Source organism: Sphingorhabdus pulchriflava, assembly GCF_003367235.1.
In the GTDB taxonomy this organism is placed as follows: domain Bacteria; phylum Pseudomonadota; class Alphaproteobacteria; order Sphingomonadales; family Sphingomonadaceae; genus Sphingorhabdus_B; species Sphingorhabdus_B pulchriflava.
The window spans coordinates 1,618,723-1,633,856 of sequence record NZ_QRGP01000001.1 but is presented as its reverse complement, the minus strand read 5'-3'; the positions used below and the strand labels follow the sequence as shown (position 1 = coordinate 1,633,856).

General features: G+C 57.9%; 15 protein-coding genes. 10 read left to right on the top strand and 5 right to left on the bottom strand.

The features are described 5' to 3' along the window. Window positions 1-21: 21 nt before the first annotated feature. Together polA and DXH95_RS08075 are read left to right on the top strand one after the other, a co-directional pair. On the top strand, window positions 22-2,838 hold the full coding sequence (polA, locus tag DXH95_RS08080; protein ID WP_115548852.1) for a DNA polymerase I: 2,817 nt from the start codon (window positions 22-24) through the stop codon (window positions 2,836-2,838). A 62-nt stretch (window positions 2,839-2,900) separates the two neighbouring features. Next, on the top strand, window positions 2,901-3,452 hold the full coding sequence (locus DXH95_RS08075; protein ID WP_115548851.1) for a lipocalin family protein: 552 nt from the start codon (window positions 2,901-2,903) through the stop codon (window positions 3,450-3,452). A 5-nt stretch (window positions 3,453-3,457) separates the two neighbouring features. On the opposite strand, the gene DXH95_RS08070 is transcribed toward DXH95_RS08075, so the two are convergent. Continuing rightward, entirely contained in the window at window positions 3,458-3,973 is a 516-nt protein-coding gene (locus tag DXH95_RS08070; protein WP_115548850.1) for a hypothetical protein, read from the bottom strand. A gap of 175 nt (window positions 3,974-4,148) precedes the next feature. On the opposite strand from DXH95_RS08070, the gene DXH95_RS08065 reads away from it, so the two are divergent. After that, the gene (locus DXH95_RS08065; protein ID WP_181883606.1) at window positions 4,149-5,192 is read left to right on the top strand and encodes an acyl-CoA desaturase; all 1,044 of its coding nucleotides are present in this window, start codon (window positions 4,149-4,151) and stop codon (window positions 5,190-5,192) included. Here DXH95_RS08065 and DXH95_RS08060 read toward each other — a convergent pair. Then, a complete protein-coding gene (locus tag DXH95_RS08060; protein ID WP_115548848.1) occupies window positions 5,189-6,082 on the bottom strand; it encodes a prephenate dehydratase in 894 nt (297 codons plus the stop codon). The two genes, DXH95_RS08065 and DXH95_RS08060, sit on opposite strands and share 4 nt — an antisense overlap. A gap of 148 nt (window positions 6,083-6,230) precedes the next feature. Between DXH95_RS08060 and DXH95_RS08055 the strand changes: the two genes are divergently transcribed. Next, window positions 6,231-6,869 carry a c-type cytochrome gene (locus DXH95_RS08055; RefSeq protein WP_115548847.1) on the top strand — a complete coding sequence of 213 codons (639 nt, stop codon included), beginning with the start codon at window positions 6,231-6,233 and terminating at the stop codon, window positions 6,867-6,869. 17 nt (window positions 6,870-6,886) lie between these two features. Next, window positions 6,887-7,321, top strand: coding sequence for a c-type cytochrome (locus tag DXH95_RS08050; protein WP_115548846.1), 435 nt, complete (start codon window positions 6,887-6,889; stop codon window positions 7,319-7,321). A 112-nt stretch (window positions 7,322-7,433) separates the two neighbouring features. On the opposite strand, the gene DXH95_RS08045 is transcribed toward DXH95_RS08050, so the two are convergent. Together DXH95_RS08045 and DXH95_RS08040 are read right to left on the bottom strand one after the other, a co-directional pair. Then, entirely contained in the window at window positions 7,434-8,309 is an 876-nt protein-coding gene (locus DXH95_RS08045; RefSeq protein ID WP_115548845.1) for an LOG family protein, read from the bottom strand. Window positions 8,310-8,347: 38 nt separating this feature from the next. Then, a complete protein-coding gene (locus DXH95_RS08040; protein ID WP_115548844.1) occupies window positions 8,348-8,998 on the bottom strand; it encodes an extensin family protein in 651 nt (216 codons plus the stop codon). A gap of 94 nt (window positions 8,999-9,092) precedes the next feature. Here DXH95_RS08040 and DXH95_RS08035 point away from each other — a divergent pair, with 94 nt between their 5' ends. From DXH95_RS08035 to DXH95_RS08015, 5 genes are all read left to right on the top strand, one after another. Then, a complete protein-coding gene (locus tag DXH95_RS08035; RefSeq protein WP_220272243.1) occupies window positions 9,093-9,677 on the top strand; it encodes a protein-methionine-sulfoxide reductase heme-binding subunit MsrQ in 585 nt (194 codons plus the stop codon). A gap of 2 nt (window positions 9,678-9,679) precedes the next feature. Continuing rightward, entirely contained in the window at window positions 9,680-9,994 is a 315-nt protein-coding gene (locus tag DXH95_RS08030) for a PepSY domain-containing protein (protein ID WP_115548842.1), read from the top strand. 92 nt (window positions 9,995-10,086) lie between these two features. Then, window positions 10,087-11,208, top strand: a complete 1,122-nt coding sequence (locus DXH95_RS08025) for a phosphoserine transaminase (protein WP_115548841.1) — start codon at window positions 10,087-10,089, stop codon at window positions 11,206-11,208. Between the two features lie 105 nt (window positions 11,209-11,313). Then, window positions 11,314-12,897: a phosphoglycerate dehydrogenase gene (gene serA / locus DXH95_RS08020; protein ID WP_115548840.1), complete on the top strand. Its 1,584-nt coding sequence runs from the start codon at window positions 11,314-11,316 to the stop codon at window positions 12,895-12,897. 18 nt (window positions 12,898-12,915) lie between these two features. Continuing rightward, on the top strand, window positions 12,916-13,977 hold the full coding sequence (locus DXH95_RS08015) for an ATP phosphoribosyltransferase regulatory subunit (RefSeq protein ID WP_115548839.1): 1,062 nt from the start codon (window positions 12,916-12,918) through the stop codon (window positions 13,975-13,977). Here DXH95_RS08015 and DXH95_RS08010 read toward each other — a convergent pair. Then, window positions 13,974-15,026: an alpha/beta hydrolase gene (locus tag DXH95_RS08010; protein ID WP_239016581.1), complete on the bottom strand. Its 1,053-nt coding sequence runs from the start codon at window positions 15,024-15,026 to the stop codon at window positions 13,974-13,976. The two genes, DXH95_RS08015 and DXH95_RS08010, sit on opposite strands and share 4 nt — an antisense overlap. Between the last annotated feature and the right edge of the window lie 108 nt (window positions 15,027-15,134).

Genomic DNA, 15,134 nt, shown 5'->3' with positions numbered 1-15,134 from the left:
CGGCGCTGCTATCCGTCCGGCATGTCAGACCATAAGCATCTCTACCTCGTTGACGGTTCCGCCTATATTTTCCGCGCTTATTACAGTCTGCCGCCGCTGACCAATCCGGCAGGCGTTCCGGTGGGCGCGGTTGCGGGCTATTCGAATATGTTGTGGAAGCTCGCGAGCGACCTGCACGCGGCCGACGGGCCGACGCATATGGCGGTGGTACTTGATAAGGCAGGGACCAGCTTCCGCAACGAGATTTACGACCAGTATAAAGCCAACCGTCCGCCCGCGCCCGAAGATCTGCGCCCGCAATTCCCACTGATCCGCGACGCCACGCTCGCCTTTTCTTTGCCAATGATCGAAGAGGAGAATGTCGAGGCGGACGACATGATCGCCAGCTACACCAAGGCGGCGCGCGCACAGGGCTGGGATGTATCGATCATCTCGTCCGACAAGGATCTGATGCAGCTCGTCGGCGATGGTGTCGACATGTTCGACACGATGAAGGACAAGCGCATCGGGCGCGATGAAGTGATCGAGAAATTCGGCGTTGGTCCCGAACTGGTCGGCGATGTCCTAGCGCTGATGGGCGATAGTTCGGACAATGTTCCGGGCGTGCCCGGCATCGGCCCCAAGACCGCCACAAAGCTGATTACCGAATATGGCAATCTGGAGGCGGTTCTTGCCGCCGCGCCCGACATGAAGCCGTCGAAAATGCGCGATAATCTGATCGAACATGCAGAACTGGCGCGGTTGTCTAAGGTGCTCGTCACCTTGAAAGAAGACTGCCCGCTGCCGATTCCGCTGGAGGATATGGCCTTGGGGCCAATTCCAGAAGAGCCGTTGCGGCCCTTCCTGGAGGAGCATGGCTTTCGTTCATTGCTGAATCGCATTGGCAAGACCAGCGATACGGCCTCAGCCAACAAAGCGATTGCGGGACAACCCAAGGCAGAGCGCAAAGGCGATGGCGGGACTCAGGCTGTCGAGGCGGGCAAGGCAGCTACGCCGGCACCGATGCCGCCGATTGATGCTTCAACCTATGAATGCGTGACCTCGCTTGAGCGCCTCGATCACTGGATTTCAGAGGCGACCAAAGCCGGCGTGGTCGGCTTCGATACCGAGACCGATAGCCTTGAAGCGGTGACCGCACGGTTGGTGGGCTTCAGTCTCGCAACAGCACCGGGTAAGGCCTGTTATGTCCCGCTCGGCCATGGCGGAACCGATATGTTCGCCGAAAAGCCCGACCAAATCCCGCTCGATACGGCAATCGCTCGACTGAAGCCATTGCTGGAGGATGAAAGCGTCCTCAAGGTCGGGCAGAACCTCAAATATGACATGTCAGTTTTGCGCCAGCATGGTCTGAACATCCGTCCCTTTGACGATACGATGGTGATGAGCTTTGCGCTGGACGCGGGTCGTCAGGGGCATGGGATGGACGAACTGTCCGAGCTCTATCTGGGGCACAAACCGATCAGCTACAAATCGCTGACTGGCACCGGCAAGAGTCAGATAGGCTTTGCTGAAGTGCCGCTCGCCGAGGCTACCAAATATGCCGCCGAAGACGCCGACGTTACGCTGCGGTTATGGCATCATCTGAAGCTGCGGTTGAGCCCAGAAAAGGTGACGCGCGTCTACGAACTGGTCGACCGTCCACTGGTGCCGGTACTCAGCCAGATGGAATGCGCAGGTATAAAGGTTGATCGCACGGTGCTGGCCCGTCTGTCGACTGAGTTTGCGGCGCAGATGGAGATACTTGAAAAGGAAATCCATGGCCTTGCGGGCCAACCCTTCACCATCGGCAGTCCCCAGCAATTGGGCGCGATCCTGTTTGACAGGCTGGGTCACAAGGGTGGCAAAAAAGGCAAATCCGGCCAATATTCGACCGACGTCACCGTTTTGGAGGACTTGGCAGGGCAGGGCGTCGAAATCGCCCGCAAGGTGCTTGATTGGCGACAATTGGCGAAACTGAAATCGACCTATACCGACAGTTTGCAGGAACAGATCAACGCGAAAACAGGCCGCGTCCATACCAGCTATAGTCTGGTCGGTGCGCAAACAGGGCGTTTGGCCTCGACCGATCCGAACCTGCAGAATATCCCGATCCGCACCGAAATCGGGCGGCAGATCCGCGATGCTTTTGTAGCTGAACCCGGTAATGTCATCTTGTCGGCTGACTATAGCCAGATCGAACTGCGCCTCGCCGCCCATATGGCCGATGTGGGGCCGCTGCGCGAAGCGTTCGAACAAGGCGAAGACATCCATGCCCGCACCGCGCAGGAACTGTTCGGAGAAGTGAACCGCGACACGCGCGGGCGCGCCAAGACGATCAATTTCTCGATCCTCTATGGCATTTCGCGCTGGGGACTGGCGAAGCGGCTTGAGTCGACCTCGGAAGAGGCGCAGCAACTGATCGATGCCTATTTCAAGCGATTCCCCGGCATCAGCGCCTACATTCAGGAAACGCTGGCTAGTGTGAAAGAGACCGGTTTCACGACGACGCTATTCGGGCGCAAATGCTGGTTCCCGCGCATCAGCTCGCAAAGCCAGGCCGAGCGGCAAGGCAGCGAGCGCGCCGCTATCAATGCGCCGATTCAGGGCACCAGCGCCGATATCATCAAGCGCGCGATGGTGCGCATGGGGCCGGCCTTGATCGAAGCTGGTCTGCCCAATGTCAAAATGCTGTTGCAGGTGCATGATGAACTGGTGTTCGAACTGCCTGAAAGCGATGTGGCTGCTGCGAGCAAGGTGATCGAAGTGGTAATGGCGGGTGCCGCCGAACCGCTCGTCAAACTCTCGGTCCCTCTTGGCGTCGAGATCGGTACCGGTCCAAGTTGGGGCGCGGCCCACTGAGCAGGCATATGGGGTTTTCACCCGCCTTGTAACCAAGGTCGGATCTCACCATTTACATTGTTATGAAAAAGCGCCAAACATTTGTCATCGCCGCAGCCATATTGGCTTTGGCCGGCTGTTCAACTTTCGAGGCAGGCCCGGTCGGCAATCGCGCCGTTCCAGAACCAGCGAAGGCCGTCGAGGTCGATCGCTATCTTGGGCGCTGGTATGAGCTTGCCCGCTATGAAGCGGGATTCCAGAAGGATTGTGAAGGCGTCACCGCCGATTACAGTCTGACGGAACCCGGGCAGATCAAAGTCGTGAACAGCTGTCTCAAAGGATCTCTTCAGGGCAAAAGCGAGCGGGCGACTGGCAAGGCGAAGGTCGTCGATGGCAGCCAGAATGCCAAATTGCGCGTTTCCTTCTTCGGGCCATTTTATGGTGATTATTGGGTGCTCGACCATGCCGAGGACTATAGCTGGTCCATCGTCGGCGAGCCGAGTGGACGCTATCTGTGGTTGCTGCATCGACAGTCTAATCCCGGTTCGGCGACGCTTTCTCGCATGAAAGCGCGCGCCGCCGAATTGGGATATGATGTCGGGTTACTCAGGGTTACGCAGCAACCCGCGAGTTAAACGACTTATTGGCGGATATTGACCAGTCCGGCAGTCTTGCCGTCTTTTTCTGTCAGCTCGATAGTGAACGCTTCGCCGTCTTTCGTGGTTCCCGTCAGCTTGGTTGCATCGCCTTCAGCCTTGATCAACTGCTTGCCAAACTGTTCCTTGAACCAGTCGCTGACTTTTGCAGGGTTGGTGGGGGAGGTGAAGCCAATACGGACATCGGTTTGCTCATCCTTGCCACCTTTGTCGTTGGCAGTGATGTTGACCGTGTCGACGGTCGAGCCCGGATAGAGCTTCACCCCGTCGATGTCGAAATTGCTGTCGTCGAGCAGCTTTTTGGGCAGACGAATGTTGGTGTCGAAGCCGGGCACCTTGAAGCCGACATTGCCGGTTTTGCCGTCTGCAGTGATCTTGACGGACGAACCTTCATCGGTTGTGGCGTCGATATTGACGGTGGTGCCTTCCTCTGGCTCATCCTTGGTACCGCAAGCGGCCAATCCAAGCGCGAGCGGCAAGGCGATCAGGGCATATTTCATTTGCAAATTCTCCATGTGTATTATATATATAATACAGCGATGGCATCGCGTCAAGTTCGATTCGTCGCACAAACGCCGTTAACGCGATTGACAGCGGCGTTAATAATGACGCAATTTTACCTTTATGGTGGCACCAACCAGCGACAACCAGTCGCGCACAAATAGGGGGACGCGCATGCCACGGACTACAACCGGCCTATACCCAAGCGACCGGAAATGGGAGTTGGAGGGTAAGGGGCAACCGCATCCTGGCGTTCTCGTCGGTGGCCCTGCGGCGCGCGCCAAACAGATCGAATATAGCATACTTGCGGTGCTACAGGTCGGCGGCGCGATGGCAGCGATCTGGTGGATGTTTACGCAGCCCAGCGGCTGGGTCGAGTGGTCGGCCTTCATTTCCGGCTATCTGATTATCAACTATGGCCTATCCTGCGGCTTTCACCGCTATTTCACCCACCGTTCGTTCGAGACTTCGACATGGATGCGTTATCTGATTGGCATATGCGGGCAAATGGCCTGTCAGGGGTCGGTCAAGAAATGGGCGGCCGATCACCGCAGGCATCACGCCTTTTCCGATGAAGTGGGCGATATTCACAGTCCGCATCTCGATGGCCATGGCCGCAAAATGGGTCCGGTTAAAGGGTTGTTGATCGGCCATCTCGGCTGGCTGTGGGATAATGCGCACACCGATATGCGGCTTTATGGCAAGGGGCTGGTGGGTGATCCGGTTGTCGAATTCTGCCACAAGACACGTTGGCTGTGGGTGGCCTTTTCGCTTGTCATCCTGCCCGCTGGCTGGGCGCTCGCCTTTGGCGGGCCGCAGCATGTTGTGGGAACGATTCTCATCGGCGGGTTCCTGCGCACCTTCATTTTTCTGAACGGCGTGATGGGTACCAACAGTTTGGCGCATTATTTCGGTTATCGCCGTTATCATGATGTCGGAAAAGCGACCAATAACTGGTTCATTTCCATACTGACTTTGGGCGACGGCTGGCACAATAACCATCATGCCCAACCGCGCGCGGCGAGCAACCATGTCAGCTGGTGGGAGCTGGATTTCAACGGCTGGACGATTGAAACTTTGGGCAAGCTAGGTCTGGTCTGGAATGTGCAAAAGCGCGACAAAAACCGTGCTGCAGGCCATCCGGATCCACATCAACTGGGTGGCAAGCCGGTCATGACATTCACCGAACCAGCAAAGGTTGACGAAGCGGTTTACTAACCCCGTTTGCGTTCCTGCTTGTAGGTGCCCAGCAGGCGTACCTTGTTGCAGTGGAAAGCCAATTCTTCGAGCGCGCGGTCGACCGCAGGGTTGCCCGGTGCTCCCTCGATATCGGCGAAGAATTCGGTTGCCGCGAAGCTCGCACCGTTCTGATAGCTTTCGAGCTTGGTCATGTTAACGCCATTTGTCGCAAAACCGCCCATTGCCTTATAGAGTGCGGCTGGGATGTTCTTCACCTCGAAGATAAAGGTCGTCATCAGGGAGCCATCGTCTTCATTTGGAGCCACAGGCTCGCGGGAAAGCACGACGAACCGTGTGGTATTGCGGTCATCATCCTCAATACCTTCCTGAATCATCTCCAGCCCATATATGCCAGCAGCGATCGGTGGGGCGACGGCAGCGGCGCCCTCGTCGTCGCTATCTGCCACAAAAGCTGCCGCAGCGGCGGTGTCGGCATAGGCGATTGGCGTAATGCCCTTGGCGCGCAGATAATGGCGGCATTGGCCAAGGGCTTGGGGGTGGCTCATTGCGGTCGTCAGTTTGGCATCTGCATGCTTTGCCATCAAACAATGGCGGATACGCATGAAATGCTCGCCGATTATCGACAATCCGCTTTCAGGCAGCAGGAAATGTATATCCGCCACACGCCCATGCAGCGAATTTTCGATCGGAATCACTGCCCGCGCCGCTCTGCCTTCTTTCACCGCATCAATCGCGTCCTCGAACGAAAAGCAGGGGACTGGAAGGCACTCCGGGTCGATTTCAAGCGCAGCCAGATGCGAGTTCGCCCCTGGCGCACCCTGAAAGGAAACCGCACGTGCGGGGTTTGCAGCTGCGACCTTGGTCATTTCCTCGACACGGGCGAGGGCGCTCTTTGGGAAGCTCTCCATAGTGGGGCTGGCCGATAGGCTAGCGAAAAGGCGCTAGCAAGCAGGATTTGGCCTATTGCACCACCCAAGCAGCCAGACTAGAGGAGCGTGGGGAATCAACCGGAGCCGCACTCAACCGGCTCACAACGTATGAATCAGGGCTTTTATCATGGTCGATCGCAATAACACCATCGCTGGCTGGGTTTTGGCTGCGGGCATTGTCGCACTCGGTTCGTCGATCCTTTTCGGAAAAGTGATCCACGGTGAAGTGCCGGGTGAAGGCAAGCAAGGCTATGTCATCCAGGGTGTTGAAAGCGGAGGTGGCGGTGCCGCTGCGGCCGTTCCGCTCGCCACATTGCTGGCCAGCGCCGACATCGCCAAGGGCGAAGCCATTTTCAAGAAATGCACAGCGTGCCACACGATCAACCAAGGCGGTGCCAATGGCGTTGGTCCTAACCTTTATGCCGCCATGGGCAAAGCGCATGGACACGTACCCGGCTTTGCTTACTCGGATGCGTTAAAGAGTGTTCCGGGTAACTGGGATTGGGAAGGCATGGATAAATGGCTGGCTAACCCGAAAAAATATGCGCCAGGCACCAAGATGAGCTTTGCCGGTCTTGGCAATCCTGAAGAGCGTGCTGCTTTATTGCTTTATCTCAACGCGCAGGGCTCGAATCTGCCGCTACCCGCGGCTCCTGCTGCTGAAGCCGCGCCTGCCGAAGGCGCTGCACAGGCAGAAGGTGGAGAAGCGGCTGCTGCCGCACCGGCTGATGCCGCCAAGGAGGCCGCAGCCGCTCCAGCCAAGTAAATCAGGGAGCTAAAATTATGCGCAAATTTGTGTTGATTGCCCCGGCGCTGTTCGCGCTGGCAGCTTGCGGTGGCGCCGAGCAGAGTGAAACGCCCGCAGTGGATGCAGTGACCACTACCGAAACCAACGAAGCAGCCCCCGCTGCGACGGCGGAAATTTCGGGCGAGAAAAGCTTCGCCAAATGTGCAGCATGCCACAAAGTAGAAAAGGGCGCGCCCAACGGCGTTGGCCCCAACCTGCATGGCATCGTTGGCAAGGCCATCGCTTCGGTTGAAGGCTTCGCTTATTCAACCGCGATGAAGACCAAGGGTGGTAACTGGGACGAGGCGACACTTGACGCCTATCTCGAAAATCCGCGCAAGGTTGTTCCAGGCACCAAGATGGCCTTTGCGGGCATCAATGATGCCGAAGAACGCAAGGCGCTGATCGCCTGGCTCAAAGAGCAGAAGTAATCGGCAAACGTCACCCCGGCAAAGGCCGGGGCCGTTGGCGGTTTATCCCATCAGTGTTACATAAACCGACTGCGACCCCGGCCTTTGCCGGGGTGACGGTGTCATTCAACCATCAATCACAAGCCTCAAGCTCGTAGAAGATCGATATTTCGCGCCAGGCGTCTTCTGCGGTTTCGACAAACTGAAACAGATCGAGGTCCTTGGGGCTGATAACGCCTTCAAGCATCAGTTCCTCAAAGTTGATTACACGCTCCCAGAATGCCTTGCCGAACAGTAGGATCGGCATCGGTTCGATCTTGCCGGTCTGAACGAGTGTCAGCAGTTCGAAAAATTCATCGAAGGTCCCGAAGCCGCCGGGAAACACTGCAACCGCGCGGGCGCGGAGGAGGAAGTGCATCTTGCGCAGCGCGAAATAGTGGAACTGAAAACTCAGGTCCGGGGTAACATATTCGTTCGGCGCCTGTTCGTGGGGCAGCACGATATTGAGGCCGATCGTATCAGCCCCCACATCCCGAGCGCCGCGATTGGCCGCTTCCATGATCGACGGACCACCGCCGGAGCAGACGACAAAATGGCGATTGCCATGTTCGTCCTTGATACCGCAGCTGCTTGCCAGCTGGCCCAGTTTGCGAGCCTCGTCATAATAATGCGAATTGGCCTTCAGCCGCTCGGCAATTGTCCGGCTGCGATCATCGGTTGCGGCAGCCAACAGCGCGTCGGCTTTGTCGGGCGAAGGGATGCGCGCCGAACCATAAACAACAAGCGTAGAGGCGACCTTGGCTTCGTCGAGCAGCATTTCGGGTTTGAGCAGTTCGAGCTGGAAGCGCACCGGGCGCAATTCCTCGCGGAGAAGGAATTCATTGTCCTGAAATGCGAGTTTATAGGATTTGCTCTGTGTTTGAAGGGTCTGGGGAGTCAGGTCCTTGGCAAATTTGGCTTCTTGTTTCGCTTTGTAGAAGCGACGGTCTTTCAAGTCTTTTTGTGTCATGCCCGCCTGATAGACGATTGGGTGTGAATATCCACCCCTCAGCGACAATAGGCGCTGCCATCCTTCATCGATTTCCCCATGTCGAAATGGAGATGATTGGCATGCGCGGCGTTGTAATCCGGACCCAAAACGGTGCCGAAACGCTTGCAGGCCGACTGGTGCAGGCGGCGCAGAAAGGCGCGTTCATCGGGCTTGCCATTCCAGCCACTCAATACCGAAATGCGACGCCCATCTTTGAGGATAAAAGCGGAGACATCTACGGCGTTGCCGAAGGCATGCTGCGATAACCGCCCGCTGCGCCCGCCATTGATGTTGCGGCAATTATAGGTGCCCATGGTTTCGATGCGGACGACTTCGCTGCCCAGATAGGCTTTGGCTGCGGGCGCAACGGCGTGTTTGGCCCATGCGGTAAAGTTGGCCGCGAGCGGGCAGGTCATCGGGCCGAGATTGGTTGTGTCGGTGCCAAATGACATCAGTTTCACAGTATCGATTGTCTGACATCCGCCCGAAAAGCTCTGATTGGGCAGGGGCGTGAAACGGACATTTGCCGATTTCAATGTTGTCAGGCACTGCCGCGTCGGCTGGCTGCTGAACACATCATTATCGCGGCGCACCACCTCGCGATCCGAACGCCCGCCGCAAGCGGTGACCAGTAGGGCGAGGAGCAAGGCGGATACGCTGCGTACCATGTGTAATAAAATGTAAGCAGGATGGTTAACAGGCGGTAAATGGCGCAAACGGTTGACCGCAAATCGAGACGCGGCTACCGGACAATTAATGCGAATGATTCTCAATAATAAGCCTGCTTTCTGGTTTCTGCTCTCCATCCCGGCTATCCTGCTGGTTTTCGGCTGGTGGCAAGGCCGGATCGACAGCATGGACATGTTGCACCCGACGGGAGAATGGTCGGCTCGGCTGATGATTTTGGCGATGGTGCTGAGCCCGCTGTTGTCGATTCTGGGCCCGAAGGGCTGGTTGAACTGGCTCGTGGTGCGGCGCAGGGCCATTGGCGTTGCGGCTTTCTCCTATGCCGTGCTGCATCTGCTTTTTTACCTGATCGATATGGGCAATCTCGACGATATCCTCGCCGAATGGCTTGCACCTGGAATCTGGACAGGTTGGGCGGCTTTCGCGCTGATGCTACCGCTCGCGCTGACCAGCAATGACGCATCTATGCGTCGGTTGCGCGCGGCATGGAAACGGCTGCAGCGACTCGTTTATCCGGCAGCGTTGCTGACGCTGCTGCACTGGATCTGGGTGCATAATAGCTATGCGGGGGCGCTCGCCCATTTTGTTCCGCTCGGGCTTTTGCTGCTCGCCCGCTTCATCAAGAAACCCCTCTCCCAAATGAAACCCCAAGGAGTTTGAACATGCGTAAACTGATCCCTCTCGCTATAGCTGCCGCTGCCATTGCCGTGTTGCCGTCCTCCCCCGCTTCTGCGACCGGTGCGATCAAATGCCAGGCCGGTCCGCAATCGGGCTGGAAGACACAGGATGTTCTCAAGGCCAAACTGGTGAAGGAGGGCTGGACCGTCCGCAAATCCAAGGTCGATGGCGGTTGCTATGAGGTTTATGGGACGACGCCCGAAGGTGACCGTGTCGAGGCCTATTTCCACCCGGTAAGCCTAGAAAAACTCTACGTTTCGCGTCGCGGCGAAGTGTTGTTCCGCAAGCCGGGCTACTAAACAGTCGTTGACATTCCCGGGGCTGCGCCTAAACGCGGCTCCGGGCCACGCGGTCCCAACGCCGCGCGAGCTCTCTGCAAGGAGAGAATGACATGACGAGTAAACCTGCCGCCAAACCGGCGCGCCCCTATTTTTCCTCTGGTCCCTGCGCAAAGCCGCCGGGCTGGGCTCCCGAAAAACTGAATACCGAATCGCTCGGCCGTTCGCATCGTGCCAAGATCGGCAAGTCGCGCCTGCAATATTGCATCGACCTGATGCGTGAAGTGCTGCAGCTTCCCGACACGCACCGTATCGGTATCGTACCCGGTTCGGACACAGGCGCGTTTGAAATGGCGATGTGGACGATGCTCGGTGCACGCGGCGTAACCGCACTCGCGTGGGAAAGTTTTGGCGAGGGCTGGGTTACCGACGCAGTCAAGCAATTGAAGCTGGAGCCCAAGGTGCACCGCGCCGATTATGGCCAACTGCCCGATCTCGATAAGGTCGACTGGGCGGACGACGTCCTCTTCACCTGGAATGGCACCACCAGCGGTGTGCGCGTGCCTGACGGCGAATGGATCCCCGATGATCGCGAAGGCCTGTCCTTTGCCGATGCTACCAGCGCGGTTTTTGCTTACGACATTCCGTGGAACAAGATCGACGTTGCGACCTTCAGCTGGCAGAAAGTGCTGGGCGGGGAGGGTGCGCATGGCGTGCTGATCCTAGGCCCTCGCGCTGTCCAGCGCCTTGAGGAATATACGCCCGCTTGGCCGCTGCCCAAGGTTTTCCGCCTGATGTCAAAGGGCGCGCTGGCAGAAGGCGTGTTCAAGGGCGAAACCATCAACACACCGTCGATGCTCGCAGTTGAAGATGCCATTTTCGCCCTCGAATGGGCCAAGGAACTCGGCGGACTTTCGGGTCTGCAGGCACGTAGCAATGCAAACGCCCATGCCCTCGACAAGATTGTCGCCGAACGCGCCTGGCTCAGCCATCTGGCAGCTGACAGCGGCATCCGTTCGAAAACCAGCGTCTGTCTGTCGGTTGAAGGCGCCGATGCGGATTTCATCAAGAAATTCGCTGGCCTGCTAGAGGCCGAAGGCGCGGCTTATGACATCGCCGGATATCGCGACGCCCCGCCGGGCCTGCGTATCTGGTGCGGCGCAACGGTGGATACCGCCGATATTGAAGCGCTCGGGCCGTGGCTCGACTGGGCTTTTGAAACGCTGAACTCGTGATGCGTTGCCCCTGCGCAGGCAGGGGCCGCAATCGGTTTGCCAAAACCAATAGAATTTCTCTAACGGCCCCAACCTTCGCTGGGGCGACGTTTCAAGGATAAAATAATGACCAAACCCCGCGTACTCATCTCTGACAAGATGGATCCCAACGCCGCCAAGATTTTTGAAGAGCGTGGCTGCGATGTCGATGTAATCACTGGCAAAACACCCGACGAACTCAAGGAAATTATTGGGCAATATGATGGCCTTGCTATTCGTAGCTCAAGCAAAGTCACAAAAGAAATCCTCGAGGCAGCAACCAATTTGAAGGTCGTCGGTCGCGCTGGTATCGGCGTCGACAATGTCGATATTCCGGCGGCTTCGGCCAAGGGTGTCGTGGTGATGAATACGCCGTTCGGCAATTCGATCACGACTGCGGAACATGCAATCGCGCTGATGTTCGCGCTCGCCCGCCAAATTCCCGAAGCTAATGAGCAGACACAGGCCGGCAAATGGCCGAAAAATGATTTCATGGGCGTCGAAGTGACCGGCAAGACCCTCGGCTTGATCGGTGCCGGCAATATCGGCAGCATCGTTGCCAGCCGCGCGCTGGGCCTCAAGATGAAGGTGGTTGCATTCGATCCCTTCCTGACGCCCGAACGCGCCGTGGAAATGGGCGTGGAAAAGGCCGATCTCGATACGCTTTTCGCCAAGGCCGATTTCATCACGCTGCACACGCCGCTGACCGATCAAACGCGCAACATCCTCTCCGCTGCCAACATCGCCAAGTGCAAGAAAGGCGTCCGCATCATCAACTGTGCGCGCGGCGGACTGGTGGACGAGGCTGCGCTCAAGGAGGCACTCGACAGCGGCCATGTCGCGGGCGCCGCGCTTGACGTGTTCGAAACCGAACCGGCCAAGGATAGCCCGCTATTCGGCACGCCCAACTTCATCTGCACTCCGCACCTCGGTGCATCGACCAACGAGGCACAAGTCAATGTCGCGTTGCAGGTCGCCGAACAGATGGCCGACTATTTGGTCAATGGCGGTGTCACCAACGCGCTCAACATGCCAAGCCTGAGTGCTGAGGAAGCGCCCAAGCTGAAGCCCTATATGGCACTGGCCCAGCAGCTCGGATCGCTGATCGGCCAGTTGCAGCACGGCGACCTGACCCAGATCAGCATCGAAGTTGAAGGGGCGGCGGCTGAACTCAACATCAAACCGATTACTGCAGCCGTACTTGCCGGGTTTATGCGCCGTTTCTCGGATGCTGTGAATATGGTCAACGCGCCCTATTTGGCCAAAGAGCGCGGCTTCGACATTCGCGAAGTCCGCCATGATCGCGAAGGCGATTACCACACGCTGGTCCGCGTTTCAGTGAAGACGGACATTGGCGAACGTTCGGTTGCTGGCACCATTTTCAGCAATGGTACGCCGCGACTGGTCGAATTGTTCGGTGTGAAGGTTGAGGCCGATCTTGAAGGCAATATGCTCTATATTGTCAATCAGGATGCGCCCGGTTTCATTGGCCGTCTGGGCACCACATTGGGTGAAGCCGATATCAATATCGGTACCTTCCATCTCGGTCGTCAGGAAGCCGGTGGCGTTGCCGTGCTGTTGCTTTCGGTCGACACACCGGTGCCTGCTGCCACGTTGGAAGCAATCCATAACCTGCCGGGCGTGAAGCGCGCGATGGCGTTGCGCTTCTGATGTGCTAAGGCACGCGCCATGACCAACAGCTTGCTCCCCACCGGATTTCGTGACCGCCTGCCGCCAGAGGCCGATGCTTCGGCACGGCTGGTACGGGCTATCCTCGATACGGCAGCGAGCCATGGTTATGAGCGTGTGCAGGCCCCATTAGCTGAATATGAGGCCAGCCTGACCGGCAGTCTCGGCACTTCGGCCCGCGATCTGCTGCGCTTTGTTGATCCCGTTTCTGGCGAAACCATGGCGGTGCGCAGCGACATTACCGGCCAGATCGGGCGGATTGCCTCGACGCGGATGGGGCACCATCCCCGACCGGTGCGCTTGTCTTATGGCGGCCCGGTGGTTAAATTGCGCGCGACCCAGTTGCGCCCCGAGCGCGAGATGATGCAGGTGGGCGCGGAATTGATTGGCCTCGATAGCGTTGCGGCGGCAATCGAGGTGGTATCTGTTGCCATTGAAGGCCTGAAGGCAGCCGGGGTCAAGGATATCACCCTTGATCTTACGATGCCCGATCTTCTCGACGTTCTTAAACCGAAAGGTGACAGGGAAGAACTGAAGGCCGCACTCGATGCCAAGGATGCCGGCGCTGTGCCTGCCGCACTGGCCCCTTTAATTGCAGCGGCTGGTGCCTTGCCCGACGCACTTGATCGGATGCGGGCTTTCGACAGCGAGGGCAAACTAAAGGATCGGTTGGATGCGATTGAGGCGATTGCCGCCGCTGTTCCCACCGACATCCGCGTCACTCTCGATCCGACGGAGCGGCACGGTTTTGAATATCAGACCTGGTTCGGTTTCTCGCTCTTTTCTGCCCATGCATCGGGCGAAATCGGGCGCGGCGGGGCCTATCGTATCGGCAAAGAACCGGCGATTGGCTTCTCTGCTTACATCGATCCGCTGATTGACGCAGGCCTAGCCCAAGGCGAACGCCGCCGCCTGTTCTTGCCCATCGGTACCATGCCGCAAAAGGCGGCAAGCCTTCGTGCAGAGGGCTGGGTAACTGTCGCGCAACTGACCGAAGAGGACAGTGCAGAGGCGCAAATCTGCACCCATGTGCTGCGCAACGGCCGGCCAGAGCCGGTTTAGCGCTCAAACACTGCCTTTAACCACGCATCGACCACCGGCGTTGCCGGATAGGACGGATCGCCCAATTTGCGATTGATATCGGCATGGCCCTGCATGCCTTTGCCTTCAAAGGCGTTGAGCTGAACCCTGCTACCACCCTTGCGCAGGGCGTCGGCCAGCGCTTCCGACTGGCGCTTGCCATCGGCGCGATCAACGTGGAGGATGAGGAAGGCCGGAGCGTTCGGGCTTTGCGCATGCCAATAAGGCGATAGCGCCTTTTGTCGGGCTGGATCGGTTCCGAATGCCTGCACATAGGTATCGCTCATGATCTTCGCGCCCTCGCTCATCTGTGCGGGCACATCATAGGCTGCGCCATCGATAGGAATGACTCCAGATAGGTCGTCAAGCTTAAGTCCGGCACCGCGAAGATGTTGCGGATCGCTGCCGACCAGCGCTGAGAGATGCGCGCCGGCACTATGTCCCATCAGGACAACGCGCGACCGGTCGATCCCGAATTTCTCTGCATTTTTTAGAAGATAGGCGATGGCCGCTGCAACGTCCGTCCCTTGCTGTTCTACCGTAGCCGCAGGCACCAATCTGTAATTGATCGACGCCATATGATAGCCGAGTCCAGTATAATGCGTGACCTTGTCAGTCCCGGTCGCATTGCGCTTGTCCCCGCGTTTCCATCCGCCACCATGGACGAAGATCAAAAGCGGTGCGCGTGCCGCGTTGGTTTTGGCCTTATAGAAATCCAGTTTCTGCAGGGCATCACTGCCATAGGCATGTTCCACACCGCCCAGCGCTATATATTGCCGGTCATTGGTCGGGTTGGCGGTGCGCTTGTCGTTGCCAAGGCGTGATTGCACGCGTTCCATGATCTCGCCCGAACATTGGTCCGAAAGATCACCGCTTTTGCTTTGCAGGCATTCGCGCATCTTGCCGCGATCCATGCCGCACAGTTCGACGATTTCGCGGCGGCATTCGCGGCTCAATCGCTCGCCGCGCTGCGCCTGACATGCGGTCGCGACAAGCGCGATGGTCGAGACGGTGAGAATCCAGTTACGCATCTGTTGGCCTTTCAGCTTTCTTTTAAGGTGGACGAAGCGCGTCCATCATCATAACGGGGCTCACGGCGAATCCCTTCGCGGAAAATTCCTTCTGCGCAGAAAAAGGCC